The sequence below is a fragment of the Streptococcus infantis genome (genome assembly GCF_047463615.1).
GTDB lineage: Bacteria > Bacillota > Bacilli > Lactobacillales > Streptococcaceae > Streptococcus > Streptococcus infantis_X.
This window is the reverse complement of the sequence record NZ_JASHDO010000001.1, coordinates 374,830-400,862: the sequence shown is the minus strand read 5'-3', so window position 1 is coordinate 400,862 and position 26,033 is coordinate 374,830. Positions and strand designations below refer to the sequence as shown.

Sequence of the window (26,033 nt, the reverse complement as noted above, 5' to 3'; positions counted from 1 at the left end):
AAGGGCTGTAATGAATAAAAAAGAATTATTTGATGCTTTAGATGACTTTTCACAGCAATTGTTGGTAACCTTGGCAGACGTTGAAGCTATCAAGAAAAATCTCAAGAGTCTGGTAGAGGAAAATACAGCTCTTCGTTTAGAAAATGATAAACTGAGAGAACGTTTGGGAGAGGTTGAGGAGACAGCTCCAGCCAAAACGAAACATGTAAGGGAAAATGTCCGTCGCATTTATGAGGATGGTTTTCATGTTTGTCGTGACTTTTATGGTCAACGTCGGGAGCAAGATGCAGAATGTATGTTTTGTGATGAGTTGTTATTTAGGGAGTAAGTATGCAGATTCAAAAGAGTTTTAAGGGACAAACTCCCTACGGCAAGCTTTATCTAGTCGCAACGCCAATCGGTAATCTAGATGATATGACTTTTCGCTCCATTCAGACCTTGAAAGAGGTTGACTGGATCGCGGCAGAAGATACTCGTAATACGGGACTTTTGCTCAAGCATTTTGAGATTTCAACCAAGCAAATCAGTTTTCACGAACATAATGCCAAGGAAAAAATTTCTGATTTGATTGGTTTGTTGAAACAAGGTCAAAATCTTGCCCAAGTATCTGATGCAGGGATGCCTAGTATTTCTGACCCGGGGCATGATTTGGTCAAGGCTGCCATTGAAGAAGATATCGCAGTTGTCACAGTTCCAGGAGCTAGTGCAGGGATTTCTGCCTTGATTGCCAGTGGCTTAGCACCACAACCTCACATTTTTTATGGTTTCTTACCACGAAAATCAGGCCAGCAAAAGCAGTTTTTCGAAGCGAAAAAAGCTTATCCAGAGACCCAGATTTTCTATGAATCTCCTCACCGTGTAGCGGATACACTGGAGAATATGCTAGAAGTTTATGGTGACCGTCCAGTAGTTCTGGTTCGCGAATTGACCAAGATTTATGAAGAATACCAACGAGGTAAGATTACAGAGTTACTAGAAAGTATTTCTGAAACACCACTTAAGGGCGAGTGTCTTCTCATTGTAGAGGGTGCTAGTCAAGAAGTAGAGGATAAGGATGAAGAGGATTTATTTTCTGAGATACAGGACCGCATTCATCAAGGTATGAAGAAAAATCAGGCCATTAAGGAAGTTGCAAAGATTTACCAATGGAACAAAAGCCAGCTCTACGCTGCTTATCACGAATGGGAAGACAATCAATCCAATGACTAAACAGGGAAGTTTGCCTTCTTCCCTTTTTTTGTTATACTAGAAGAAGAAAAAAATAGAAAGATTTGTGGGTGTCAAACAGTCTAGTGACTTGTTCTGGAATGAACTTAAGTTTCACCCAAAGAGGTATTAGTGTCGTGTCTCAATCTTATATCAATGTAATCGGTGCTGGTTTGGCAGGTTCTGAAGCAGCTTACCAAATCGCAGAGCGTGGTATTCCAGTTAAACTTTATGAAATGCGTGGTGTCAAGTCGACACCTCAGCACAAAACAGACAATTTTGCCGAGTTGGTTTGTTCCAATTCCTTGCGTGGAGATGCTCTTACAAATGCTGTAGGTCTTCTCAAGGAAGAAATGCGTCGCCTAGGTTCTCTTATCTTGGAATCTGCTGAAGCAACTCGTGTTCCTGCTGGTGGAGCCCTTGCGGTTGACCGCGAAGGATTCTCCCAAATGGTTACTGAAAAAATTGCTAACCATCCTTTGATTGAGGTCGTTCGTGATGAAATTACAGAATTGCCGACAGATGCCATTACAGTTGTGGCAACTGGTCCTTTGACTAGCGATGCCTTGGCTGAAAAGATTCATGCCCTCAACGGAGGAGATGGCTTTTATTTCTACGATGCTGCAGCGCCTATTATCGATGTCAACACCATCGATATGAGCAAGGTCTACCTCAAATCTCGTTATGATAAGGGAGAGGCGGCCTACCTCAATGCCCCTATGACCAAACAAGAATTTATGGATTTCCATGAAGCCTTGGTCAATGCGGAAGAAGCTCCGCTTAATTCTTTTGAAAAAGAAAAGTACTTTGAAGGTTGTATGCCTATTGAAGTCATGGCCAAACGTGGCATTAAAACCATGCTTTATGGTCCAATGAAACCAGTTGGTTTGGAGTATCCGGACGACTACACAGGACCTCGTGATGGAGAATTTAAAACACCTTATGCGGTTGTACAGCTTCGTCAGGATAATGCGGCAGGTAGTCTCTACAATATCGTTGGATTCCAAACTCACCTTAAATGGGGAGAACAGAAACGTGTCTTCCAAATGATTCCAGGTCTTGAAAATGCGGAGTTTGTTCGCTACGGAGTTATGCACCGTAATTCTTACATGGATTCACCAAATCTTCTTGAGCAAACATACCGTTCTAAGAAACAACCAAATCTCTTCTTTGCTGGTCAGATGACTGGAGTGGAAGGCTATGTTGAGTCAGCGGCATCAGGTCTAGTAGCTGGTATTAACGCAGCTCGTCTTTTCAAGGGAGAAAGTCCTGCTATTTTCCCAGAAACGACTGCAATTGGCAGTCTAGCACATTACATCACCCATGCGGACAGCAAACACTTCCAGCCAATGAACGTCAATTTCGGAATTATCAAGGAGCTGGAAGGTGAACGCATTCGTGATAAGAAGGCTCGTTATGAAAAAATTGCAGAGCGTGCCTTGGCTGATTTAGAGGAATTTTTAACTATCTAATTTTTTTAAAAGAAATACTCATGATACTATAAAAATCTTAGAAATTGTGATAAAATAGTTTGAATAAAATAAAGGAGCGAAGTCAGGTGGAACCCAAATATAAACGTATTTTGATTAAGTTATCAGGTGAGGCCCTTGCTGGCGAACGTGGTGTCGGAATTGATATCAAAACTGTTCAAGCAATGGCTGAAGAAATTCAGGAAGTACATAACTTAGGTATTGAGATTGCCCTCGTTATTGGTGGAGGAAATCTCTGGCGTGGAGAACCTGCAGCGGAAGCTGGAATGGATCGTGTTCAGGCAGACTACACAGGAATGCTTGGAACCGTTATGAATGCTCTTGTGATGGCAGATTCATTGCAACAAGTTGGTGTGGATACACGTGTTCAAACAGCCATTGCCATGCAACAAGTAGCAGAACCTTATGTTCGTGGTCGTGCCCTTCGTCATCTTGAAAAAGGACGCATTGTTATCTTTGGTGCGGGAATTGGTTCACCGTACTTCTCAACAGATACAACAGCGGCTCTTCGTGCAGCTGAGATTGAAGCGGACGCTATCTTGATGGCTAAGAATGGGGTTGATGGTGTCTACAATGCTGATCCTAAAAAGGATAAGACAGCTGTTAAATTTGAAGAGTTGACTCACCGTGACGTCATTAATAAAGGTCTTCGTATCATGGACTCAACTGCTTCAACACTTTCAATGGACAATGATATTGACTTGGTAGTTTTCAACATGAACCAACCAGGGAATATTAAACGTGTTGTATTTGGTGAAAATATCGGAACTACAGTTTCAAATAATATCGAAGAAAAGGAATAAGAAATCAATATGGCAAACGCAATCGTAGAAAAAGCAAAAGAGAGAATGACCCAATCTCACCACTCACTTGCTCGTGAGTTTGGAAGTATTCGTGCTGGTCGTGCTAATGCTAGCTTGCTTGACCGCATCCACGTTGAGTACTATGGTGTTGAAACACCACTTAATCAAATTGCTTCTATCACAATCCCAGAAGCGCGTGTTTTGTTGGTAACACCATTTGACAAATCATCTTTGAAAGATATCGAACGTGCTTTGAATGCTTCAGACTTAGGTATTACACCAGCTAACGATGGTTCTGTTATTCGCTTGGTAATCCCAGCTCTTACAGAAGAAACTCGTCGCGACCTTGCTAAAGAAGTGAAAAAAGTCGGTGAAAATGCTAAAGTTGCTATCCGTAATATCCGTCGTGATGCTATGGACGAGGCTAAGAAACAAGAAAAAGCAAAAGAAATCACTGAAGACGAATTGAAGACTCTTGAAAAAGATATTCAAAAAGCAACAGACGATGCTGTTAAACACATCGACGACATGACTGCCAATAAAGAGAAAGAAATCTTGGAAGTCTAAGAAATAAACAGAAAAACTCAGTTGGCATTGCTGGCTGAGTTTTATTCGAAAGAAGGAAATATGAATACAAATCTTGCAAGTTTTATCGTTGGACTCATCATCGATGAAAATGACCGTTTTTACTTTGTTCAAAAGGATGGTCAAACATATGCCCTAGCTAAAGAAGAAGGTCAGCATACAGTTGGTGATACGGTCAAAGGTTTTGCCTACACAGACATGAAGCAAAAGCTCCGCTTAACAACTCTAGAAGTGACTGCCACTCAGGACCAATTTGGTTGGGGAACCGTAACAGAAGTCCGTAAGGATTTGGGGGTCTTTGTTGATACAGGGCTTCCTGACAAGGAAATCGTTGTGTCACTGGATATTCTACCTGAGCTTAAAGAACTTTGGCCAAAGAAAGGCGATCGCCTATACATTCGTCTAGAAGTGGACAAGAAGGACCGTATCTGGGGCGTATTGGCTTATCAGGAAGATTTCCAACGATTGGCACGTCCTGCCTACAACAACATGCAAAATCAGAACTGGCCAGCCATTGTTTATCGTCTCAAGTTGTCAGGAACTTTTGTTTACCTGCCAGAAAATAACATGCTTGGCTTCATCCATCCAAGTGAGCGTTATGCAGAGCCACGTTTGGGGCAAGTGTTAGATGTACGTGTTATTGGCTTCCGTGAGGTGGATCGCACACTCAATCTTTCACTAAAACCACGTTCTTTTGAGATGTTGGAAAATGATGCCCAGATGATTTTAACTTACTTGGAAAGCAATGGTGGCTTCATGACCCTGAATGATAAGTCAGCGCCAGATGATATCAAGGCAACCTTTGGTATCTCTAAAGGTCAATTTAAAAAAGCGCTCGGTGGTTTGATGAAAGCTGGAAAAATTAAACAAGACCAGTTTGGTACAGAGTTAATTTAGGGAGGCTTATGAGAAAATCATTTTATACTTGGCTCATGACCGAGCGCAATCCTAAAAGCAATAGTCCCAAAGCAATTTTAGCGGATTTGGCTTTTGAGGAGTCTGCCTTCCCAAAGCATACAGATGATTTCGATCAAGTCAGTCGTTTTTTAGAGGAACATGCTAGTTTTTCTTTTAATATGGGTGACTTCGATCGAATTTGGCAAGAATATCTAGAACATTAAGGCTACTAGATGGGGTTGGGAATAGTAATTTCTCAGCCTCTTTGCTATAATATAGTCATTCAGTTTAACTTTTATGAGAAATTTTCCCATTATTTGGCAACTAGCTTTGTCTGTGACCTATTGTCAAGATGGTGGGGACTTGAAGACTAGTTCACCTAAAAGAAAACAAAAATGATAAAACGAAATTAAAGAGTTAGAGAGGTTCTTTGTTTGAAGGAACATTCAATAGACATTCAACTTAGTCATCCAGATGATTTATTTCATCTTTTTGGTTCTAATGAGCGCCATCTTCGTTTGATGGAGGATGAGTTAGATGTCATCATCCATGCTCGTACAGAGATTGTACAAGTCTTGGGGGAGGAGTCGGCTTGTGAGGAAGCCCGCCAAGTTATCCAAGCCTTGATGGTCTTGGTCAATCGTGGAATGACTGTTGGAACTCCGGATGTGGTGACAGCCATTACAATGGTTAAGAATAATGAGATCGATAAGTTTGTCGCCCTCTATGAAGAAGAAATTATCAAGGATAATACAGGCAAGCCTATCCGTGTTAAAACCTTGGGTCAAAAGCTTTATGTGGATAGTGTCAAACAACACGATGTGACCTTTGGTATTGGGCCGGCAGGGACAGGTAAAACTTTCCTAGCAGTGACCTTAGCCGTAACAGCTCTCAAGCGTGGGCAAGTCAAGCGTATCATTTTGACACGTCCTGCGGTAGAAGCAGGGGAGAGCTTAGGATTTCTTCCAGGAGATCTTAAGGAAAAGGTAGATCCTTATCTTCGTCCAGTATACGATGCTTTATATCAGATTCTTGGGAAGGATCAAACTACCCGTCTTATGGAGCGTGAAATCATCGAGATTGCACCCCTGGCTTATATGCGCGGGCGTACCTTAGATGATGCCTTCGTTATCTTGGATGAAGCGCAAAATACAACCATCATGCAGATGAAGATGTTCTTGACTCGTTTAGGCTTTAATTCTAAAATGATTGTCAATGGGGATATTAGCCAGATTGACCTGCCGCGTAATGTTAAATCAGGTTTGATTGATGCCCAGGAAAAACTTAAGAATATTCACCAAATTGACTTTGTTCATTTCTCAGCCAAGGATGTGGTTCGCCACCCAGTTGTCGCTCAAATTATCAGAGCCTATGAACCTCGACCTGTCAAAGCTAAAGAAAATCAAGAAGAAACAGAATAAAGAAAAAGAGAGTGGGACAGAAATCGGTAATTCGTTAGAATTCGATTTCGTCGTCCCACCTCCGCACAGTTGAGTAGGGCTGTAAAAGCTGATGAAATCAGCTTAGTAGAACCCACTCAACCACTGCGTCTTACTCGACATCAAAAGACAATTGAGAGGCTAGGACTTTTGTCCCAGCCTCTATTTTTATAGTTTTAATTTATAAATCATTTTAGACAAGTTCACTGATTGAAGTGAAGTCACGTTCCAAGCCTTCTGCAACTGGTTGGCTGGTGAGGTATCCTTGATAGGTTGTCACACCTTCAAGCAAGCCAGCATCTTCAAGGATAGCTTTCTTAAATCCTTTACCTGCTAAGGCTTCGATATAAGGAAGAGTCACATTTGTAAGGGCGATGGTAGATGTGCGAGCAACAGCTCCAGGAATGTTGGCAACCGCATAGTGAAGAACACCATGTTTTTCATAGACAGGTTCATCATGAGTTGTCACACGGTCAGCTGTTGCAATAACACCACCTTGGTCTACAGCAACGTCGACGATGACAGAACCAGGACGCATTTGTTGAACCATGTCATCGGTCACTAATTTTGGAGCTTTGGCACCAGGGATCAAAACTGCGCCGATAACGACGTCTGCTTCACGCACACTTGCTTCGATATTAAATGGGTTAGACATGAGTGTTTGGATTTGGTGACCAAAGACATCTTCAAGTTCAGAGAGACGTTTAGCGCTGATATCAAGAATAGTTACCTGAGCTCCTAAACCAAGAGCGATACGTGCTGCGTGTGTACCAACGACACCACCACCGATAATGGTTACTTTTCCTTTTGGTACACCTGGGACACCACCTAAAAGAACTCCAGAACCACCAGCTTGTTTCGTCAAGAAGTGAGCTCCGATTTGGACAGCCATACGACCTGCAACCTCACTCATTGGAACCAATAGAGGAAGTTGACCTTCAGTATTGCGCACAGTTTCATAAGCAACACCAGTTGTTTTCGCTGCAAGCATAGCATCCGCTAATTCTGGAGCTGCTGCCATGTGCAAGTAGGTAAAGAGAAGTAAGTCCTCACGCAAGAACTGGTACTCACTAGCAAGGGGTTCCTTGACTTTAACAACTAACTCTGCAGCCCAGGCTTCAGCAGCAGTTGCGACAATCTCAGCTCCTTGCTTTTCATAGTCAGCATCAGCAAAACCAGATCCAAGTCCCGCATTTGTTTCGATGAGGACACGGTGACCACGACCAACAAGACTCTGTACACCAGCAGGTGTCAAAGCAACACGATTTTCATTATTTTTAATTTCCTTTGGAATTCCAATTAACATAGGATAACTCACTTTCTATTAAGCTGTTTCAATTGTTGCATCACATAATTCTTCTGAATTTTTGTGATGATTTTATTGTATATAAAACCGTTTTAAATTGCAAGAAAAACTTGTAAACCTATTTCTTTTATGTTATTCTTTTAGCAACCTATTTTGGGAGGTGAAATGATGGAATCACTATTTATCAAACTAGCTAAGCATCAAATTATCGAAACAGAACGCTTAGTGCTTAGACCTGTAACACTTGATGATGCAGAAGCCATGTTTGAATATGCTTCAAACCAGGAAAATACGCGCTATACTTTTCCAACCAATCAAAGTTTAGAGGAAACTAAGAATAATATTGCCCAGTTTTATCTAGCCAATCCCTTGGGTCGATGGGGCATTGAACTAAAAAGTACTGGAGAGTTTATCGGAACTATTGACTTGCACAAGATCGATACTGTTCTTAAGAAGGCAGCCATTGGTTACATTATCCATCAAAAATATTGGAATCAAGGTTTGACAACTGAAGCCAATCGTGCCGTCATTAAACTGGCCTTTGAAGAAATTGGAATGAATAAGTTGACAGCCCTTCACGATAAGGATAATCCTGCTTCAGGAAAGGTCATGGAGAAATCAGGCATGCGCTTCTCTCACGAAGAACCTTATGCTCGTATGGACCAGCATGAAAAAGGTCGTATCGTGACAAGAGTGCATTATGTCTTGACCAAGGAAGATTATTTTGCAAATAAGTAAGCAGTTGAAAAGATTTTTCAGCTGTTTTTTCTTTGCCTTACGAATAAGATAAGAGAGGAGAAAATATGGAAGAACTTATTGAGAAAATCAAAGAATATAAAATCATTGTTATCTGTGCTATTTTGGGTTTGGTCTTGGGTGGTTTTTTCCTCCTAAAGCCAGTCGCTCAAGCACCTGCTAAGGAAACAAAGGTGCAGACTGAAGTTGCAGCTGTTCCAAAGGATTCGACGGATGAAAAGGAAGATGGAAATCAGAAGGAAGAAGCAGTGGAGCAAGATCTAATTACTGTCGATGTCAAAGGTGCTGTCAAATCACCTGGAATCTATGATTTGCCAGTTGGAAGTCGGATCAATGATGCTGTCCAAAAAGCGGGCGGACTGACAGATAATGCTGATAGTAAGTCTATCAATCTTGCTCAGAGAATTAGTGACGAAGCACTTGTTTATGTTCCAACTAAGGAAGAAACTACTAGCCAAGAGGCCCATTCAAATGCGACTGGAAGTAAGGAAAGCAAGAAGGTTAATCTTAATAAAGCTAGTCTTGAAGAGTTAAAACAAGTCAAGGGTTTAGGTGCCAAACGTGCTCAGGACATCATCGACCACCGTGAAACAAATGGGAAGTTCAAGTCAGTAGATGAGCTCAAGAAGGTCTCTGGCATTGGTGCCAAAACAATAGAAAAGCTAAAAGAATATGTCACAGTGGATTAAACACATTCCTATTCCCAAAATCTATCTCAGTTTTCTCCTGCTTTGGCTCTACTATGCTATCTTTTCAGCAAGCTTTTTAGCACTTTTGGGCTTTGTCTTTTTACTGCTCTGCCTCTTTTTTCAATTTCCATGGAAGACTGTGGTCAAGGTTCTCTTTGTTTGTGGTCTTTTTGGAAGCTGGTTTATATTTCAAAAATGGCAACAAGAAGAAACGAGTCAACATCTTGTTGACTCCGTTAATACGGTACGAATCTTGCCTGATACTATCAAGGTCAATGGAGATAGTTTATCCTTTCGTGGGAAGGCTGATGGCAGACTCTTTCAGGTCTATTATAAATTCCAGTCAGAGTCTGAAAAGGAAAGGTTTAAAGAGTTATCTGAACTGCATGAGATAGTAGTAAAAGGAAAGCTAGCTATTCCTCAAGGAGCAAATAATTTTGCTGGATTTGATTATCAAAACTATCTCAAAACACAGGGGATTTATCAGACCTTAACTATATCGGAAATGGTCGAATTAAAGAAAACATCCAGCTGGGATATAGGAGAAAATCTATCCAGCTTGCGGAGAAAAGCAGTTGTCTGGATTAAAAGGAATTTTCCTGACCCCATGCGTAATTATATGACAGGTCTTTTATTAGGGCACTTGGACACAGATTTTGAGGAAATGAACGAACTCTATTCCAGTCTAGGGATTATTCACCTTTTTGCTTTGTCAGGAATGCAGGTCGGTTTCTTCATGAATGCTTTTAAGAAGTCACTCTTACGATTGGGTTTGACGCAAGAGAAGTTCAAATGGCTTGCCTATCCCTTTTCTTTGGTCTATGCAGGTTTGACAGGTTTCTCAGCTTCTGTCATTAGAAGCCTGTTGCAAAAACTTTTGGCTCAGCATGGCTTCAAGGGTCTGGATAACTTAGCTTTGACAGTCCTTGTCCTGTTTATCGTGATGCCGAATTTCTTCCTAACTGCTGGTGGAGTGCTCTCCTGTGCCTATGCCTTTATCCTGACCATGACTGGTGAAGAAGTAGCAGGGATAAAAGGTTTGGTAAGAGAAAGTTTCATTATTTCCCTAGGAATTCTGCCAATTTTATCATTCTATTTTTCTGAATTTCAACCTTGGTCCATACTCTTAACCTTTGTCTTTTCTTTTTTATTTGATATGGTCTTGCTACCACTTTTATCAATACTCTTCTGTCTGTCATGGATATATCCTATTACCCAGTTTAACTTTTTTTTTGAATGGCTAGAAAACATCATACGCTATGTATCTCAGCTATCTACTAGACCTTTAGTTTTTGGTCAACCGAGTCTTTGGGTTCTGGTATGTCTATTAGTCTCTTTGGCTCTGATTTATGATTATCGTAAAAATTTGAAGAAAGCACCTTTGCTTATCCTATTTATCGTTTTACTTTTCTTAGTAACCAAACATCCACTGGAAAATGAAATCACAGTTCTAGACATGGAGCAGGGACGTAGCATTTTCCTAAGAGACATGACAGGAAAGACAATATTACTGGATGTCGGTGAAAAGTTAGCAGTTGAGAAAAAAGAAGCTTGGCAGGAGAAAGTCACCTCGAGTGTTGCCAAACGGAGTTTAATTCCCTATCTGAAAAGTCGAGGAGTGGCAAAGATTGATCAGCTTGTTTTAACGGATAGTGAACCTAAGCAGCTAGACCATCTACTAGAAATTAGTAAAGCCTTCAATCTTGGAGAGATTCTAGTAACTGAAGAAACTCTATCTAAAAGAGAATTTATGGATAAATTAAATGAAAGTAACTTGAAAGTACGTCCTATTAAAACAGGAGAGCAGTTATTTATTTTTGGGAGTAGTTTAGAAGTAATCGAAAATCAAAACAGTGATAGTAAAGCCTCAATAGCAATGTATGGAAAGCTACTAAACCAAACCTTTCTAATCACTGGAAATATAGAGGAGAAGCTCTTAACCAAGTCTTATCCAAAACTCCAAGCAGATGTAGTGCTAACTCATCAACAAGCATCGAAGAAAAAGACTGATGTCGAAGTCTTCGAAATCTTCCAGCCTAAAATCACTGTCATTTCTGTTGACAAGAAGAAAAAATTCAAAGAAAAAAATGGGGAGAACAACCAAGAATTTGGGAATTCGATTTACAAAACGGATCAAAAGGGGGCCATTCGTTTTAAAGGTTGGAGTGCTTGGCAAATAGAAACAGTTCGCTGAGCTTAGTTTTTCAAGAAAATTAAAATTGTCTAAACAATCAATCAAAACTTGATTTTAGAACCTTTTTGCTATAAAATGGTAAAGATTAGTGTCAAACTTTTATATTACAAATAGGAGAAAACATGACAAAAACTTTGAAACGTCCTGAGGTTTTATCACCTGCAGGAACACTAGAAAAACTAAAAGTAGCTGTTCAATATGGAGCAGATGCTGTTTTTATCGGTGGTCAGGCCTATGGTCTTCGTAGCCGTGCAGGGAACTTTACTTTCGAACAAATGGAAGAAGGAGTACAGTTCGCGGCTAAGTATGGAGCTAAGGTATATGTGGCTGCTAATATGGTCATGCACGAAGGAAACGAAGAAGGGGCCGGCGAATGGTTCCGTAAATTACGTGATATTGGGATTGCAGCAGTTATCGTATCAGATCCAGCCTTGATCATGATTGCAGCAACAGAAGCGCCAGGACTTGAAATCCACCTTTCAACCCAGGCTAGTGCGACTAACTACGAAACCCTAGAATTCTGGAAAGAACTTGGCTTGACTCGTGTCGTTTTGGCGCGTGAGGTTTCTATGGAAGAATTGGCAGAGATTCGAAAACGTACAGATGTTGAGATTGAAGCCTTCGTCCATGGAGCTATGTGTATCTCATACTCTGGTCGTTGTACTCTTTCTAACCATATGAGTATGCGTGATGCCAACCGTGGTGGATGTTCACAATCTTGCCGTTGGAAATATGACCTTTACGATATGCCCTTCGGTAAGGAACGTAAGAGTCTCAAGGGAGAAATTCCTGAAGAATTCTCTATGTCTGCGGTTGATATGTCTATGATTGACCATATCCCAGATATGATTGAAAATGGTGTAGACAGTCTTAAGATTGAGGGCCGTATGAAGTCTATCCACTACGTTTCAACAGTAACAAACTGCTACAAGGCAGCTGTTGATGCCTACCTTGAAAGCCCTGAAAAGTTTGAAGCTATTAAGCAAGACTTGATTGATGAAATGTGGAAGGTTGCCCAACGTGAGTTGGCTACAGGTTTCTACTACGGAACACCATCTGAAAATGAGCAACTGTTTGGTGCTCGTCGTAAGATTCCAGAATACAAGTTTGTTGCTGAAGTAGTAGCTTATGATGCTGCAACCCAAACAGCAACTATTCGTCAACGTAATGTTATCAACGAAGGCGACCAAGTTGAGTTCTACGGTCCAGGTTTCCGTCATTTTGAGACATATATTGAAGACCTTCACGATGCTAAAGGAAATAAAATCGATCGCGCACCAAATCCAATGGAACTTTTGACTATCAAGGTTCCTCAACCAGTAGAAGCTGGTGACATGGTACGTGCCCTGAAAGAAGGTCTCATCAATCTTTACAAAGAAGATGGAACAAGCGTCACAGTTCGTGCCTAGATAAGGAAAAAGAATGGTTCAAGCTCAGGGCTTACTAGTAGATCATGAAAGCAGATGTGTTCATTACCATAGTGATAAGGATATCGTAGCACTTCAGTGCTATGAGTGTAAAAAATACTATGCCTGTTATCAGTGTCATAATGAACTGGAGTCGCACGTATTTTCTCCCTATCCTTTAAATCTGAAAGAGGATAGACCTATCTTATGTGGATCCTGTGGGAAAACACTAACGTATGAGGAGTATACAGAGACGGGCACATGTCCATTTTGTAATGCTGCATTTAATCCAGCTTGTCAAAATCATTACTCAATTTATTTCAGATAAGAACTGACAAATCCGAGTTGTAAAACTCGGTTTTTTGTTTTCAGAAAACAAGGAAAGGCAGTGAAAGTGGTAGGAAAAGACAATAATATTTTCTATATAATTGTCTTAAAAATCGTAAAATTAGAAATAAATGATTCGAAACGCTTTCATTACTAGTAAAAAGTTGACAAAAGCAAATTTTAGGACTAAACTAGGGATGTAAATTTAATTTAAAAAAGGAGAATTCGTCATGAATTTAACATTTTTCGGACTTTGTCTTGCCTGTATGGGTGTATCTATTGCTGAAGGATTGATTATGAGTAATCTCTTCAAGTCTGCCGCTCGTCAACCTGAAATTATTGACCAATTACGCAGCCTTTTAATTCTTGGTGTTGCCTTTGTAGAAGGTACCTTCTTTGTAACCCTAGCGATGGCATTTGTCATTAAATAGACAACTCTATTTAGAAATGGAGGTGTCAAACCATGGAAGAAAGTTTGAATCCAACCGTTAATATTGGACCAATATCCTTTGATTTGACCCTGCTTGCCATGTCTCTTGTAACTGTTTTGATGGTTTTTGCCTTTGTCTATTGGGCAAGTCGAAAAATGACCATCCGTCCCAAGGGCAAACAAAATGCTCTTGAGATGATTTATGACTTTGTGGTTAGTTTTGCAAAACCAAACATTGGAGATTCATACATCAAGGACTATTCCTTGTTCCTATTTTCTCTATTCTTGTTTATCTTGGTTGCCAATAATATTGGTTTAATGGCAAAAGTACAAACAACAAACGGTTATAACTTGTGGACTTCTCCAACAGCCAACCTTGGATACGATTTATCCCTCTCATTATTGATCACTTTGATCGCTCATGTGGAAGGAGTTCGTCGTAGAGGCGTTAAAGAATATTTGAGAGCATTTGTTACACCTGGCTTTATGACTCCGATGAACATTTTAGAAGAGTTCACCAATTTTGCCTCTTTGGCGATTCGGATTTACGGAAATATCTTTGCCGGTGAGGTTTTAGCAGGATTGCTATTGGCCTTGTCACAACATGCCTTGTATTGGTATCCTTTTGCCTTTATTGCAAACATGTTATGGACAGCATTTTCGATTTTCATTTCATGTATTCAAGCTTATGTATTTACCATGTTGTCATCTATGTACATTGGTAAAAAAATAAATGAAGGGGAAGAGTAAGTAGAGGAGGATTAGAAGATGGATTTAACTATTAGTACCATTATTGGTGACTTTATTCTGATCGCTGGTTCCTTCCTTTTATTGATCTTTTTAGTGAAGAAATATGCTTGGGGAAATATTACCAGTGTATTAGATGAACGCGCTGAAAAGATTTCTTCAGATATTGATGGTGCCGAGGAAGCCCGTAAAAAGGCAGAGGAACTTGCTAGCAAACGCGAAGCTGAGTTAGCAGGTAGCCGTACCGAAGCTAAAACGATTATCGAGAATGCAAAGGAAACAGCTGAGAAAAGTAAAGCTGATATTTTGGCCGAAGCTAAACTTGAAGCAGGGCGCTTAAAAGAAAAAGCCAACCAAGAAATTGCTCAAAATAAAGCTGAAGCTTTACAAAGTGTTAAGGGAGATGTGGCAGACTTGACAATCAGTCTAGCTGGAAAAATTATCTCCCAAAACCTTGACAGTCAGGCCCATAAAGAACTCATTGATCAGTATATCGATCAGCTAGGAGAAGCTTAATGGACAAAAAGACTCTAAAGGTAATTGAAAAATACAGCATGCCTTTTGTCCAATTAGTGATTGAAAAAGGAGAAGAAGACTCTATTTTTTCAGACTTGTCTCAAATCAAGCAAGTAGCTGAAGAAACAGGCTTACCTTCTTTTTTAGCTCAGGTGGCAGTAGATGAGTCGGATAAAGAAAAAACGGTTCGTTTTTTCCAGGACTCTGTGTCACCTTTAGTACAAAACTTTATCGAGGTTCTACTTTACAATCACAGATCAAACCTGTTTTATGATGTGATTGTAGATTGCTTGAATCGTCTTGAAAAAGAAACCAATCGTTTTGAAGTGACTATTTTGTCTGCACATCCTTTGACTGGTGAACAGAAAGAACGACTAATTCCTCTAATCGAGAAAAAGATGTCTCTAAAAGTTCGTAGCATTAAGGAAAAAATTGACGATAGTTTAATCGGTGGTTTTGTTATTTTTGCCAATCACAAGACAATTGATGTGAGTATTAAACAACAACTTAAAGTTGTTAAGGAAAATTTGAAATAGAAAGTGGTGTTCTTTTGGCAATTAACGCACAAGAAATCAGCGCTTTAATTAAGCAACAAATTGAAAATTTCAAACCCAATTTTGATGTGACTGAAACAGGTGTTGTAACCTATATTGGTGACGGGATTGCGCGTGCTCATGGGCTTGAAAATGCCATGAGTGGTGAGCTATTGATTTTTGAAAATGGCTCTTATGGTATGGCGCAAAACTTAGAATCAACAGATGTCGGTATTATCATCCTTGGGGACTTTACAGATATCCGTGAAGGCGATACCATTCGTCGTACAGGGAAAATCATGGAAGTTCCAGTTGGTGATAGCTTGATTGGACGTGTTGTCGATCCCCTTGGTCGTCCTGTAGACGGTTTGGGTCCAATCAATACAGACAAGACTCGTCCAGTTGAAGCACCAGCTCCTGGTGTTATGCAGCGTAAGTCTGTCTCAGAACCATTGCAAACAGGTTTGAAAGCTATTGACGCCCTTGTTCCAATCGGTCGTGGTCAACGTGAGTTGATTATTGGGGACCGTCAAACAGGGAAAACTACTATCGCAATTGACGCTATCTTGAACCAAAAAGGTCAAGATATGATCTGTATCTATGTAGCGATTGGACAAAAAGAATCAACAGTTCGTACACAAGTGGAAACACTTCGTCAGTACGGTGCCTTGGATTACACAATTGTTGTGACAGCTTCTGCTTCACAACCATCTCCATTGCTCTTCCTAGCTCCTTATGCTGGGGTTGCCATGGCGGAAGAATTTATGTACCAAGGTAAGCATGTGTTGATCGTTTATGATGATTTATCAAAACAAGCGGTAGCTTATCGTGAACTGTCTCTCTTGCTTCGCCGTCCTCCAGGTCGTGAAGCTTTCCCAGGGGATGTCTTCTACCTTCATAGCCGTCTACTTGAACGTTCAGCTAAAGTTTCGGATGAATTGGGTGGAGGATCTATCACAGCCCTTCCGTTTATCGAGACACAAGCCGGAGATATCTCAGCCTATATCGCTACAAACGTAATCTCTATTACAGATGGGCAAATCTTCCTAAGTGATAGTCTCTTTAATGCAGGTATCCGTCCAGCTATTGATGCGGGTTCTTCCGTATCTCGTGTTGGTGGTTCTGCACAGATTAAGGCAATGAAGAAAGTTGCTGGTACACTCCGTATCGACCTTGCTTCATACCGTGAGTTGGAAGCCTTCACTAAATTTGGTTCTGACTTGGATGCGGCTACTCAGGCTAAATTGAACCGTGGTCGTCGTACTGTTGAAGTATTGAAACAACCAGTTCATAAGCCATTACCTGTTGAGAAACAAGTAACCATTCTTTATGCTCTGACACATGGTTTCTTGGATACTATTTCAGTAGATGATATTGTCCGCTTTGAAGCCGAATTCCATGACTTCTTTGATGCGCAACATCCTGAGATTTTGGAAACCATTCGTGAAACAAAAGACTTGCCAGAAGAAGCAGTCTTGGATGCTGCGATTACCGAGTTTCTCAATCAATCCAGCTTCCAATAAGAATAGAGGTGTCAGATGGCAGTATCTCTAAATGATATTAAAACAAAAATCGCCTCAACAAAAAATACTAGTCAAATTACTAACGCTATGCAGATGGTATCTGCAGCTAAGTTAGGTCGTTCTGAAGAAGCTGCTCGAAACTTCCAAATTTATGCTCAAAAAGTCCGTAAACTCCTTACAGATATCCTTCATGGGGATGGAGCAGGTGGATCAACAAATCCGATGTTGATTAGCCGACCAGTCAAGAAAACTGGTTATATCGTCATTACATCAGACCGTGGTCTAGTTGGTGGCTATAACTCTTCAATCTTGAAGGCAGTCATGGAAATTCAGAAGGAATACCATCCTTCAGGTGATGATTTTGAAGTTATCTGTATTGGTGGTATGGGGGCAGACTTCTTCAAAGCACGTGGAATTCAGCCAATTTATGAATTGCGTGGTCTTGCAAATCAACCGAGTTTCGATGAAGTGCGCAAGATTATTTCAAAAACCATTGAAATGTATCAAAATGAACTTTTCGATGAGCTCTATGTTTGCTACAACCACCATGTGAATACACTGACAAGTCAAATGCGTGTTGAGCAGATGCTTCCAATTGTCGACTTGGACCCAAATGAAGCAGATGATAACTACAGCTTGACATTTGAGCTTGAGACAAGTCGTGAAGAAATCTTGGATCAACTATTGCCTCAGTTTGCAGAAAGTATGATTTACGGTGCTATTATTGATGCCAAGACAGCTGAAAATGCTGCTGGGATGACAGCTATGCAGACAGCGACAGATAATGCTAAGAAAGTTATCAATGATTTGACAATTCAGTATAACCGTGCCAGACAGGCGGCGATTACACAAGAAATTACAGAAATCGTAGCAGGAGCTAGTGCTTTAGAATAAAGTAAGCCTGCCCAGAATAAATGAACTTAGGACCTAGTCATTCTAGGAACCGACAGTATCTTATACAGAATAGGAGAAGTAGATGAGTTCAGGTAAAATTGCTCAGGTTATCGGTCCCGTTGTAGACGTCATGTTTGCAGCAGGTGAGAAACTACCAGAGATTAATAATGCACTTGTCGTCTACAAAAATGACGAAAGAAAAACAAAAATCGTCCTTGAAGTAGCCTTGGAGTTGGGAGATGGCATGGTTCGTACCATCGCTATGGAATCAACTGATGGCTTGACCCGTGGTTTGGAAGTATTGGACACAGGTCGTCCAATCTCAGTACCAGTTGGGAAAGAAACTCTAGGACGTGTCTTCAACGTTTTGGGAGATACCATTGACTTGGAAGCTCCTTTTGGTGAAGATGCAGAGCGTCAGCCAATTCATAAAAAAGCACCAACTTTTGATGAATTGTCTACCTCTTCAGAAATTCTAGAAACAGGGATCAAGGTTATCGACCTTCTTGCCCCTTACCTTAAAGGTGGTAAGGTCGGACTCTTCGGTGGTGCCGGAGTTGGTAAGACTGTATTGATCCAAGAATTGATTCACAACATTGCCCAAGAACACGGTGGGATCTCAGTATTTACTGGTGTTGGGGAACGTACTCGTGAAGGGAACGACCTCTACTGGGAAATGAAAGAATCAGGTGTTATCGAAAAAACAGCCATGGTATTTGGTCAGATGAATGAGCCACCAGGAGCACGTATGCGTGTTGCCCTTACTGGTTTGACAATCGCTGAATACTTCCGTGATGTAGAAGGTCAAGACGTTCTTCTTTTCATCGACAATATTTTCCGTTTCACACAGGCTGGTTCAGAAGTATCTGCCCTTTTGGGGCGTATGCCTTCAGCCGTTGGTTATCAGCCAACCCTCGCAACAGAAATGGGTCAATTGCAAGAACGTATCACCTCAACTAAGAAGGGGTCTGTAACCTCTATCCAGGCTATCTACGTGCCAGCGGATGACTATACTGACCCAGCGCCAGCAACAGCTTTTGCTCACTTGGATTCAACAACAAACTTGGAGCGTAAATTGGTTCAATTGGGGATTTACCCAGCCGTTGACCCACTTGCTTCAAGCTCACGTGCCTTGGCACCTGAAATTGTTGGAGAAGAGCACTATGCAGTAGCTGCAGAAGTGAAACGTGTGCTTCAACGTTACCATGAGTTGCAAGATATCATTGCCATCCTTGGTATGGATGAACTTTCTGACGAAGAAAAGACCTTGGTTGCACGTGCTCGTCGTATCCAGTTCTTCCTTTCACAAAACTTCAACGTTGCGGAACAATTTACTGGTCAACCAGGTTCTTATGTTCCAGTAGCGGAAACAGTTCGTGGATTTAAGGAAATTCTTGATGGAAAACACGATCATCTCCCAGAAGATGCCTTCCGTGGAGTAGGTTCAATCGAAGATGTTATCGCTAAGGCTGAAAAAATGGGATTTTAAGAGGTGATCTATGGCTCAGTTAACTGTCCAGATCGTGACACCAGATGGCCTCGTCTATGATCACCATGCCAGCTTTGTATCGGTTCGAACTCTGGATGGTGAGATGGGGATCTTGCCACGACATCAAAATATGATTGCGGTATTAGCAGTTGATGAAGTTAAAGTCAAACGTCTTGATGATGATTCTCATGTCAACTGGATAGCAGTAAACGGAGGAATCATTGAGATTGCTAATGATGTCATTACCATTATTGCAGACTCAGCTGAGCGTGCTCGTGATATCGATATTAGCCGTGCAGAACGTGCCAAACTTCGTGCAGAACGTGAAATCGAAGAAGCACAAGACAAACACTTGATTGACCAAGAGCGTCGTGCTAAGATTGCATTACAACGTGCTATTAACCGAATCAATGTCGGAAATAAATTATAAATTATAAAATAAAAATGAGTCTGGGACAAAAGTCCGAGCTTAAATAAAAAAAGCGAACAAAAATAGTTTTCTGTTAATCAGAATTCTACTTTGTTCGTTTTTCGCATTTAATTATAAATTTGAAGGGATTAATAATTAAGATTTATAAAAACTGAAATCTTTTTGACTTCAATCTGAAACCGCTCTGCTGAGCGGTTTTCATGTATCCATTTCTTCTACAACACCCAAGTTCGAATGGCATGAGCAACGCCAGATTCGTCATTAGATTTGGTGATGTATTTGGCGATTTTTTTGAGTTCTGGGTTTCCGTTTTCCATAACAACTGGGTTACCTACGACTTCGAGCATGGCACGGTCATTTTCTTCGTCTCCGATAGCCATGGTTTCATCTTTGGTCAATCCTAGTTTCTCAGCCAAGTGAGTAATAGCTGACCCCTTGTCTACATTCTTTTTAAGGAGCTCAAGGTAGAAAGGAGCAGATTTGTTGATGGAGTAGCGCTCATAAAATTCTGCAGGAATATTTTCAATAGCGGCATCCAGAATTTCAGGCTCATCGATAAACATACATTTGACGATTTCCTTATCAGACATTTCTTCAGGTGTACGATAGAAGATTGGCATGCTGACAAGGGTTGATTCGTGAACGGTATATTTTCCGATATTGCGATTAGCAGTATAGATGCCGTCCTTGGTAATAGCGTGCATATGGACACCGAGCTTGCGACTGAGAAATTCCATATCTAGATAATCTTCATAAGTCAAGGATTCGCTGATAATTTCATGTCCTGTAGCAGTTTCTTGAACAAGGGCACCGTTGAAGGTCACTACATAGTCACCTTCATCTCTTAATTTCAAGTCATCTAGAAGTTTGGCAACGCCAGCGATAGGACGTCCAGTTGCAATCATAACTTTGACACCAGCTTTTTTGGCATCTTGAATAGCGGCAAATACTTCAGGAGTGATTTCCTTCTTACTGTTGACAAGGGTTCCGTCGATATCGACAGCGATTAGTTTAATACTCATAAATTTCCTCTTTTAGCTTTTATTTGGTGTAAAATGATCGTTCTCAATCAAGTGTAAAAATTGCTGGGTAATGCTTGCGAAGATGCTGTTTTGGTCTAACATTTCTTTCGGAAAATAAAAGCGATTATCTCCGTGGCGACTACCAGCAAGGGATTGAACGATAGGAGACAGGCTAGAGAGTTCTGCTAGTTCTCCATTTTTTTGTATAATCTCAATCTGAGTCCGTGGATTTTCAGATTCAGGACGATAGATATCATAAGGAAGGTCAAAGTTCTTATGAATAGCTGTGTAATAGTCAGGATCAAAGCCGATGTCTTCTACTAATTTTCTCATAGATGCAAGCTGTTCTTGATCTTCTTGTGAAAAGGTGATTGATTTAAAGACCTTGCGATTGACAAAGCGTTGCGATAAGTCTGCGAGAATCTTGTCAGGACTGGTCATCCAGAGCTGGAAGTAGGTATTCATCACACCATCATCCAGAGCCAGATAGTCAGCTAAGGTCACATTTTTTTCGAAAAATGGAAGTAGATGAGGAGAAGTTCGAGCAAAGAATTCTTTGTTATCTGGATAAAGTTCTTTAGCGCGTTTCAAAAGATTTTGAAGAAGAACTTCCATAGCACGTGTTGCTGGATGGAAATAAACCTGCATATACATTTGATAGCGACTAAGAACATAGTCTTCGATGGCATGCATCCCGTTTCGTTGAAAGGCAATTCCGTTCTCGATAGGGCGAATAACTCGTAAGATACGTGTTAGGTCAAATTCCCCATAAGAAGCCCCTGTAAAATAGGAGTCACGTAAGAGATAGTCCATACGATCTGCATCGATTTGACTCGAAATCAGTTGGACCACCTGCTTATTTGGATAAGTATGGTCTATAACACTAGCTACCTTTTTGGGGAAATCTGGAGCTACCTGTAAAAGAACCTGGTGAATCTCTGTTTCGGGGCTTTGGATAATTTCCTGCGTAATCGCCTCATGATCGGTATCAAAGAGATTTTCAAAGGTATGCGAGTAGGCACCATGTCCTAAGTCATGAAGAAGGGCTGCAGTCATGGTTAGAAGGGACTCCGAAGGATCCCATTCTTTAGGATACTTTTCCTCAAAAATCTCGGTGATGCGACGTGCAATCTCGTAAACTCCCAGACAGTGAGAGAAACGACTATGTTCTCCACCATGAAAGGTATAGCTGGATGTTCCGAGCTGCTTGATACGACGCAAGCGTTGAAATTCTTTGGTATTGATTAAGTCATAGATAATCTGATTATCAACATGGATATAATTGTGAACAGGGTCACGAAATACTTTTTCATTCATAAAACCATTATAGCAAAAAGCTACAGTTTTTGGTAAAATAGTAGGATAAGAGTGTAGAAAGAGGACTTGAAGTGAAGATTCGAATGAGAAATACCATCCAATTTGATGAACAATTGGAAGTGATCGACCAACTTTATGACGTTGAGTTACGTGAGAAAGGTGATTTTTCCTATCTCCTTTTTTACAATGAGGAGAAGGAAAAAGTGGTGCTCAAGTTTAATGATACAGAGTTGGTGATGTCTCGATTTTCCAACCCTAAGACCATCATGCGTTTTCTGAAGGAAGCTGATAGTTTTGCCTATATTCCTACACCAATGGGGATACAGGAGTTTATCATCCAAACAAGCCATTATCAAGTTGAACAACAAAAAATTGAACTAGCCTATCAACTACAAAACAAAGAAGGAAATCCATTTGCAAACTATCGCTTAGAAATTACCTGGGGGTAAAAAAAGAGGCTGGGACAAAAAGTCCTAGCCTCTCAATTGTCTTTGGATTGTCGAGCAAGACGCAGTGGTTGAGTGGGCTCTACTACGCTGATTTCATCATCTTTTACAGCCCTACTCAACTGTGCGGAGGTGGGACGACGAAATCGAATTCTAACGAATTACCGATTTCTGTCCCACTCTCATTTGATATAGAGTTCTTGATTTTTCAAGACAATTTCACGTACACTTGCAAATTTCTTAAGTTTTTTAAGATCTTCTGGATGTGTAACGAGGGTAATAACATATCCCTCTTTACCCATACGACCTGTACGTCCAGCACGGTGAGTATAGGTTTCAATATCTCTAGGGACGTCAAAGTTGAGCACACATTCCAGGCTATAAATGTCGATACCACGAGCTAGAAGGTCTGTCGCAAGAAGTAGTGTTAGCTGATTATCTTTGAATTTTTCTAAGATAACTTTTCTAAATTTGACGTTGACATCGCTAGCTAATGAAACAGCTAAAACATCACGATACTGCAATTTTTCCTCGGCACTTCCAAGGTCTGACAAGCTATTGAAGAATACCAGTCCGCGGAAGTCCTCGACATGTGCCAGTTTTCTAAGCATATCTACTCGATGACGTTGGTCTACTTGCATGTAGAAGTGTTGAATGTTGTCCAACTTTTGATCAGAGAGATCGATGGTGCGCGTGTTAGGCGCAATCTTATCTTGGTCAAACTTGGTAGTGGCACTCATGTAAATAAGTTGATGGTCACGAGGTGCGTAGTGGGTAATCTTTTCTACAAAGTGGATTTGAGAATCATCTAGCAACTGGTCAAACTCATCAAGTATAATAGTCTCCACATTCATCATCTTGATCTTCTTCAATTTAATCAGTTCAAAGATACGACCAGGAGTTCCAATTAGAATTTCTGGTCCTTTTTTCAGTCGTTCGATTTGGCGTTTCTGACTCGAACCTGACAGGAAGAGCTGAGAAGTCAAGCCAATAGCTTCACCCCAGGTTTTAGTTACCTCAAAAATCTGACCAGCCAGTTCAGTATTTGGTGCTAAAATCAATAGTTGTTGCGCTTTTTTCTTTTGTAGACGAAGAAGACTTGGTAGGAGATAAGCAAGGGTCTTACCAGTTCCTGTTGGACTGACGCCAAGGAGGGTTTGACCGTCTAAAATCGGATCAAAAAGCTGAGTTTGAATAGGTGTGAATTCTTGAAAGCCGAGTTTTTCGGTTAGCTCTAGCCATTCTGTAGGTAGTTTGGTTTTCATTTTTCTGCCTCAAATCTAATGCCAGCAGTCTGGCGCAAAGTGTAAATTAGGTTATGGACGTGTGACGTATCCTCTAACCAAGCTTGGTAAAGTTCTGGGTTTGACTGCTTGATCATGTTAGCAAAAGCAGCGACCTCCTCAGTCATGGTATGAGGTGCCTGGTGAATAGGTAGATGTGTTTCATTACCTTGATGATCTGTGAAAATAGCTGAGCGGACATGTTCAATAGTGTTGAGCGTCAAGGTTCCATCTGTTGTATATATTTCGCAAGGAAGATTAGAAGTAATATTTTTACCAGCCTTGATATGGACTTGATAACCGGGATAAGATAAGATACCATCTCCATTTAAATCAATGGTGTTGTCAAGTTGTTGAGCTTGATAGGACGCATCAAGTGCCTTACCAAACAAGCGAACTGCAGCGTAGATAGGATAAATACCCAAGTCCATAAGAGCCCCACCAGCAAAACGGTCTGAAAATACATTTGGAGTGTTTCCAACAAGTAGGTCTGGCATCTTGGAAGAATACTTGGCATAATTAAAATCTGCCCCTAAAACTTGCTTATCTGCAAGAAAGTCTTTAATTGTAGCAAAAGCATCTTCGTGATAGTTTCTTGCTGCTTCAAAGATAAAACGGTGATGCTCCTGAGCTATTTGAATTAACTCTTGCCATTCTTGGGGTTGAGTCACAGCTGGTTTTTCAAGGATAACATGCTTGCCAGCAGATAAAGAGACCTTAGCTTGAGTAAAGTGTAGAGAATTTGGACTTGCGATATAGACAACATCAAATTCAGACTGGAAGAAATCCTCTAAATTATCAAATAGACTAACATTTTGATAAGGACTAGTAAATTGCTGAGCAGTCGTGAGCTTTCTTGAATAAACAGCCACTAACTGGAATTCCTGACTAGTATGAGCAGCTTCTATAAAGTGGTGACTGATTGCACCAGTACCGATAATACCAAGTTTTAGCATGAAATCTCCTTTTCTACAAGTAATGACTGCTTTCATTATATCACAGATAGGCTAAACTAGCCAAAGGGAGACAAATCTTTTATTTGACACTTCGAAAAATTAAGAGAAAATGGTACAATAGTTTTAGTAGAATTAGGAGTGTAGTATGAGATTATTACCAATGAGAAAAATTTCTCGTCATTCAAAAAGATTGGCGCTTTTTTTGACTTTCTGTGCAGGATATGTAGATGCTTATACTTTTATCGAAAGAGGGAATACCCTAGTCGCAGGTCAAACTGGAAATGTGGTTTTTTTATCAGTTGGAATCGTTCAACACAATGTAGCAGATGCTGAAGTGAAAATATTGACCCTTTTGTCCTTCATGTTGGGAGTATTTCTCCTAACTATTTACAAGGAAAAATTGAAAATTGTAAAAAAACCAATTCTATCCCTTGTTCCTTTGGGAGTTTTATCCTTGATTATCGGATTTGTACCTTTAACAGTCGATAATCACTTTATAGTTCCGCCGCTTGCATTTTGTATGGGACTTGTGACAACAGCCTTCGGTGAAGTTTCGGGTATTGCCTATAATAATGCTTTTATGACGGGCAATATTAAACGAACTATGCTGGCTTTCGGGGACTATGTTCGAACCAAACATACTCCTTTTTTGCGAGAAGGTCTAATCTTTGTAAGTTTGTTATCGAGTTTTGTTCTAGGAGTTGTTGTCTCAGCTTATCTGAGTATTTTTTATGAAGAGAAGACAATTTTAGGGATTCCACTCATGATGAGTATTTTTTATCTAAGCATGCTTTTTGCATCTTGGAGGAAAAAAGTCGGAGAAAAAGCTTAATTTTGATGATAAATGCTTGTCAAAAAATAGGAATCGTGCTATACTTGTAGAGTTGACTATGCACAGTCCTGTGCAACCGCACGAACATCGTTGCTTGATTTATCAAGTTTAAGTGGTTCGTCCCACGATGCTAGGCGAGTCTTCACAAAAAATACGGGGAAACCCCCAAAAATCATAGGAGGTGCATAATGAGCACATACGCAATTATCAAAACTGGCGGAAAACAAGTTAAAGTTGAAGTTGGTCAAGCAGTTTACGTTGAAAAATTGAACGTTGAAGCTGGTCAAGAAGTTACTTTTAACGAAGTTGTTCTTGTTGGTGGTGAAAACACTGTTGTCGGAACTCCACTTGTTGCTGGAGCTACTGTAGTTGGAACTGTTGAAAAACAAGGAAAACAAAAGAAAGTTGTTACTTACAAGTACAAACCTAAAAAAGGTAGCCACCGTAAACAAGGTCACCGTCAACCATATACTAAAGTTGTCATCAACGCAATCAACGCTTAATTTTAAGGAGAACA

At 40.5% G+C, this 26,033-nt stretch carries 29 protein-coding genes and 1 other annotated feature; of the genes, 24 read left to right on the top strand and 5 right to left on the bottom strand.

What is annotated here, in order from left to right; all coding sequences use genetic code 11:
• Nucleotides 1–10 precede the first annotated feature (10 nt).
• The 8 genes from yabA to QM874_RS01975 all read left to right on the top strand — a co-directional run bounded on the left by yabA (nt 11) and on the right by QM874_RS01975 (nt 6,402).
• Nucleotides 11–328 (top strand): DNA replication initiation control protein YabA, encoded by a 318-nt coding sequence (yabA, locus tag QM874_RS02010; protein ID WP_001034369.1) that lies wholly within the window; start codon nt 11–13, stop codon nt 326–328.
• A gap of 2 nt (nt 329–330) precedes the next feature.
• Nucleotides 331–1,209 (top strand): 16S rRNA (cytidine(1402)-2'-O)-methyltransferase, encoded by an 879-nt coding sequence (rsmI, locus tag QM874_RS02005; protein ID WP_075230503.1) that lies wholly within the window; start codon nt 331–333, stop codon nt 1,207–1,209.
• A 134-nt stretch (nt 1,210–1,343) separates the two neighbouring features.
• Nucleotides 1,344–2,678 (top strand): methylenetetrahydrofolate--tRNA-(uracil(54)-C(5))-methyltransferase (FADH(2)-oxidizing) TrmFO, encoded by a 1,335-nt coding sequence (gene trmFO / locus QM874_RS02000; protein WP_414316005.1) that lies wholly within the window; start codon nt 1,344–1,346, stop codon nt 2,676–2,678.
• 86 nt (nt 2,679–2,764) lie between these two features.
• Nucleotides 2,765–3,499 carry a UMP kinase gene (gene pyrH, locus QM874_RS01995; RefSeq protein ID WP_075229078.1) on the top strand — a complete coding sequence of 245 codons (735 nt, stop codon included), beginning with the start codon at nt 2,765–2,767 and terminating at the stop codon, nt 3,497–3,499.
• 9 nt (nt 3,500–3,508) lie between these two features.
• Complete coding sequence (gene frr / locus QM874_RS01990) at nt 3,509–4,066, top strand: ribosome recycling factor (RefSeq protein WP_049529475.1); 558 nt, start codon at nt 3,509–3,511, stop codon at nt 4,064–4,066.
• A 60-nt stretch (nt 4,067–4,126) separates the two neighbouring features.
• Complete coding sequence (cvfB, locus tag QM874_RS01985; RefSeq protein ID WP_414316004.1) at nt 4,127–4,981, top strand: RNA-binding virulence regulatory protein CvfB; 855 nt, start codon at nt 4,127–4,129, stop codon at nt 4,979–4,981.
• 8 nt (nt 4,982–4,989) lie between these two features.
• Complete coding sequence (locus tag QM874_RS01980) at nt 4,990–5,205, top strand: YozE family protein (RefSeq protein WP_001232087.1); 216 nt, start codon at nt 4,990–4,992, stop codon at nt 5,203–5,205.
• A gap of 210 nt (nt 5,206–5,415) precedes the next feature.
• Complete coding sequence (locus QM874_RS01975; RefSeq protein WP_414316003.1) at nt 5,416–6,402, top strand: PhoH family protein; 987 nt, start codon at nt 5,416–5,418, stop codon at nt 6,400–6,402.
• Between the two features lie 211 nt (nt 6,403–6,613).
• Here QM874_RS01975 and ald read toward each other — a convergent pair whose 3' ends face one another.
• Nucleotides 6,614–7,726, bottom strand: coding sequence for an alanine dehydrogenase (ald, locus tag QM874_RS01970; RefSeq protein WP_414316002.1), 1,113 nt, complete (start codon nt 7,724–7,726; stop codon nt 6,614–6,616).
• Between the two features lie 168 nt (nt 7,727–7,894).
• Between ald and QM874_RS01965 the strand changes: the two genes are divergently transcribed.
• The 13 genes from QM874_RS01965 to QM874_RS01905 all read left to right on the top strand — a co-directional run bounded on the left by QM874_RS01965 (nt 7,895) and on the right by QM874_RS01905 (nt 19,660).
• The gene (locus tag QM874_RS01965; protein ID WP_414316199.1) at nt 7,895–8,464 is read left to right on the top strand and encodes a GNAT family N-acetyltransferase; all 570 of its coding nucleotides are present in this window, start codon (nt 7,895–7,897) and stop codon (nt 8,462–8,464) included.
• 65 nt (nt 8,465–8,529) lie between these two features.
• Nucleotides 8,530–9,171, top strand: coding sequence for a helix-hairpin-helix domain-containing protein (locus QM874_RS01960; protein WP_414316001.1), 642 nt, complete (start codon nt 8,530–8,532; stop codon nt 9,169–9,171).
• The gene (locus QM874_RS01955; RefSeq protein ID WP_414316000.1) at nt 9,155–11,365 is read left to right on the top strand and encodes a ComEC/Rec2 family competence protein; all 2,211 of its coding nucleotides are present in this window, start codon (nt 9,155–9,157) and stop codon (nt 11,363–11,365) included. The genes QM874_RS01960 and QM874_RS01955 overlap by 17 nt, the downstream gene beginning before the upstream one ends.
• A gap of 122 nt (nt 11,366–11,487) precedes the next feature.
• Complete coding sequence (locus tag QM874_RS01950; protein ID WP_006148665.1) at nt 11,488–12,774, top strand: peptidase U32 family protein; 1,287 nt, start codon at nt 11,488–11,490, stop codon at nt 12,772–12,774.
• A gap of 13 nt (nt 12,775–12,787) precedes the next feature.
• Nucleotides 12,788–13,099 (top strand): CHY zinc finger protein, encoded by a 312-nt coding sequence (locus QM874_RS01945; protein WP_223332899.1) that lies wholly within the window; start codon nt 12,788–12,790, stop codon nt 13,097–13,099.
• 229 nt (nt 13,100–13,328) lie between these two features.
• Nucleotides 13,329–13,529 carry a F0F1 ATP synthase subunit C gene (locus tag QM874_RS01940; protein ID WP_004253309.1) on the top strand — a complete coding sequence of 67 codons (201 nt, stop codon included), beginning with the start codon at nt 13,329–13,331 and terminating at the stop codon, nt 13,527–13,529.
• Nucleotides 13,530–13,561: 32 nt separating this feature from the next.
• Entirely contained in the window at nt 13,562–14,278 is a 717-nt protein-coding gene (gene atpB / locus QM874_RS01935; RefSeq protein WP_004253312.1) for a F0F1 ATP synthase subunit A, read from the top strand.
• An 18-nt stretch (nt 14,279–14,296) separates the two neighbouring features.
• On the top strand, nt 14,297–14,791 hold the full coding sequence (gene atpF, locus QM874_RS01930) for a F0F1 ATP synthase subunit B (protein ID WP_004253314.1): 495 nt from the start codon (nt 14,297–14,299) through the stop codon (nt 14,789–14,791).
• A complete protein-coding gene (locus tag QM874_RS01925; protein ID WP_281137293.1) occupies nt 14,791–15,327 on the top strand; it encodes a F0F1 ATP synthase subunit delta in 537 nt (178 codons plus the stop codon). Before atpF ends, QM874_RS01925 begins: the two co-directional genes overlap by 1 nt.
• A 14-nt stretch (nt 15,328–15,341) precedes the next feature.
• Nucleotides 15,342–16,847, top strand: a complete 1,506-nt coding sequence (atpA, locus tag QM874_RS01920; protein WP_414315999.1) for a F0F1 ATP synthase subunit alpha — start codon at nt 15,342–15,344, stop codon at nt 16,845–16,847.
• A 15-nt stretch (nt 16,848–16,862) separates the two neighbouring features.
• Entirely contained in the window at nt 16,863–17,741 is an 879-nt protein-coding gene (locus tag QM874_RS01915; RefSeq protein WP_414315998.1) for a F0F1 ATP synthase subunit gamma, read from the top strand.
• A gap of 82 nt (nt 17,742–17,823) precedes the next feature.
• Nucleotides 17,824–19,230 carry a F0F1 ATP synthase subunit beta gene (gene atpD, locus QM874_RS01910; RefSeq protein ID WP_373074602.1) on the top strand — a complete coding sequence of 469 codons (1,407 nt, stop codon included), beginning with the start codon at nt 17,824–17,826 and terminating at the stop codon, nt 19,228–19,230.
• A gap of 10 nt (nt 19,231–19,240) precedes the next feature.
• The gene (locus QM874_RS01905) at nt 19,241–19,660 is read left to right on the top strand and encodes a F0F1 ATP synthase subunit epsilon (protein WP_414311312.1); all 420 of its coding nucleotides are present in this window, start codon (nt 19,241–19,243) and stop codon (nt 19,658–19,660) included.
• Nucleotides 19,661–19,875: 215 nt separating this feature from the next.
• Here QM874_RS01905 and yidA read toward each other — a convergent pair whose 3' ends face one another.
• Nucleotides 19,876–20,682, bottom strand: a complete 807-nt coding sequence (gene yidA, locus QM874_RS01900) for a sugar-phosphatase (RefSeq protein ID WP_075228546.1) — start codon at nt 20,680–20,682, stop codon at nt 19,876–19,878.
• A 12-nt stretch (nt 20,683–20,694) separates the two neighbouring features.
• Complete coding sequence (locus QM874_RS01895; RefSeq protein ID WP_414315997.1) at nt 20,695–21,999, bottom strand: HD domain-containing protein; 1,305 nt, start codon at nt 21,997–21,999, stop codon at nt 20,695–20,697.
• Between the two features lie 71 nt (nt 22,000–22,070).
• On the opposite strand from QM874_RS01895, the gene QM874_RS01890 reads away from it, so the two are divergent.
• Nucleotides 22,071–22,448, top strand: a complete 378-nt coding sequence (locus QM874_RS01890; RefSeq protein WP_414315996.1) for a DUF1934 domain-containing protein — start codon at nt 22,071–22,073, stop codon at nt 22,446–22,448.
• A 179-nt stretch (nt 22,449–22,627) separates the two neighbouring features.
• Here QM874_RS01890 and QM874_RS01885 read toward each other — a convergent pair whose 3' ends face one another.
• On the bottom strand, nt 22,628–23,710 hold the full coding sequence (locus QM874_RS01885; protein ID WP_414270180.1) for a DEAD/DEAH box helicase: 1,083 nt from the start codon (nt 23,708–23,710) through the stop codon (nt 22,628–22,630).
• Nucleotides 23,707–24,684: a Gfo/Idh/MocA family protein gene (locus QM874_RS01880; protein ID WP_414315995.1), complete on the bottom strand. Its 978-nt coding sequence runs from the start codon at nt 24,682–24,684 to the stop codon at nt 23,707–23,709. Before QM874_RS01880 ends, QM874_RS01885 begins: the two co-directional genes overlap by 4 nt.
• Nucleotides 24,685–24,829: 145 nt before the next feature.
• On the opposite strand from QM874_RS01880, the gene QM874_RS01875 reads away from it, so the two are divergent.
• On the top strand, nt 24,830–25,516 hold the full coding sequence (locus QM874_RS01875) for a YoaK family protein (RefSeq protein WP_414315994.1): 687 nt from the start codon (nt 24,830–24,832) through the stop codon (nt 25,514–25,516).
• Between the two features lie 64 nt (nt 25,517–25,580).
• Nucleotides 25,581–25,668: a sequence feature (ribosomal protein L21 leader region), on the top strand.
• A gap of 36 nt (nt 25,669–25,704) precedes the next feature.
• The gene (gene rplU, locus QM874_RS01870) at nt 25,705–26,019 is read left to right on the top strand and encodes a 50S ribosomal protein L21 (protein ID WP_000109141.1); all 315 of its coding nucleotides are present in this window, start codon (nt 25,705–25,707) and stop codon (nt 26,017–26,019) included.
• Nucleotides 26,020–26,033 lie beyond the last annotated feature (14 nt).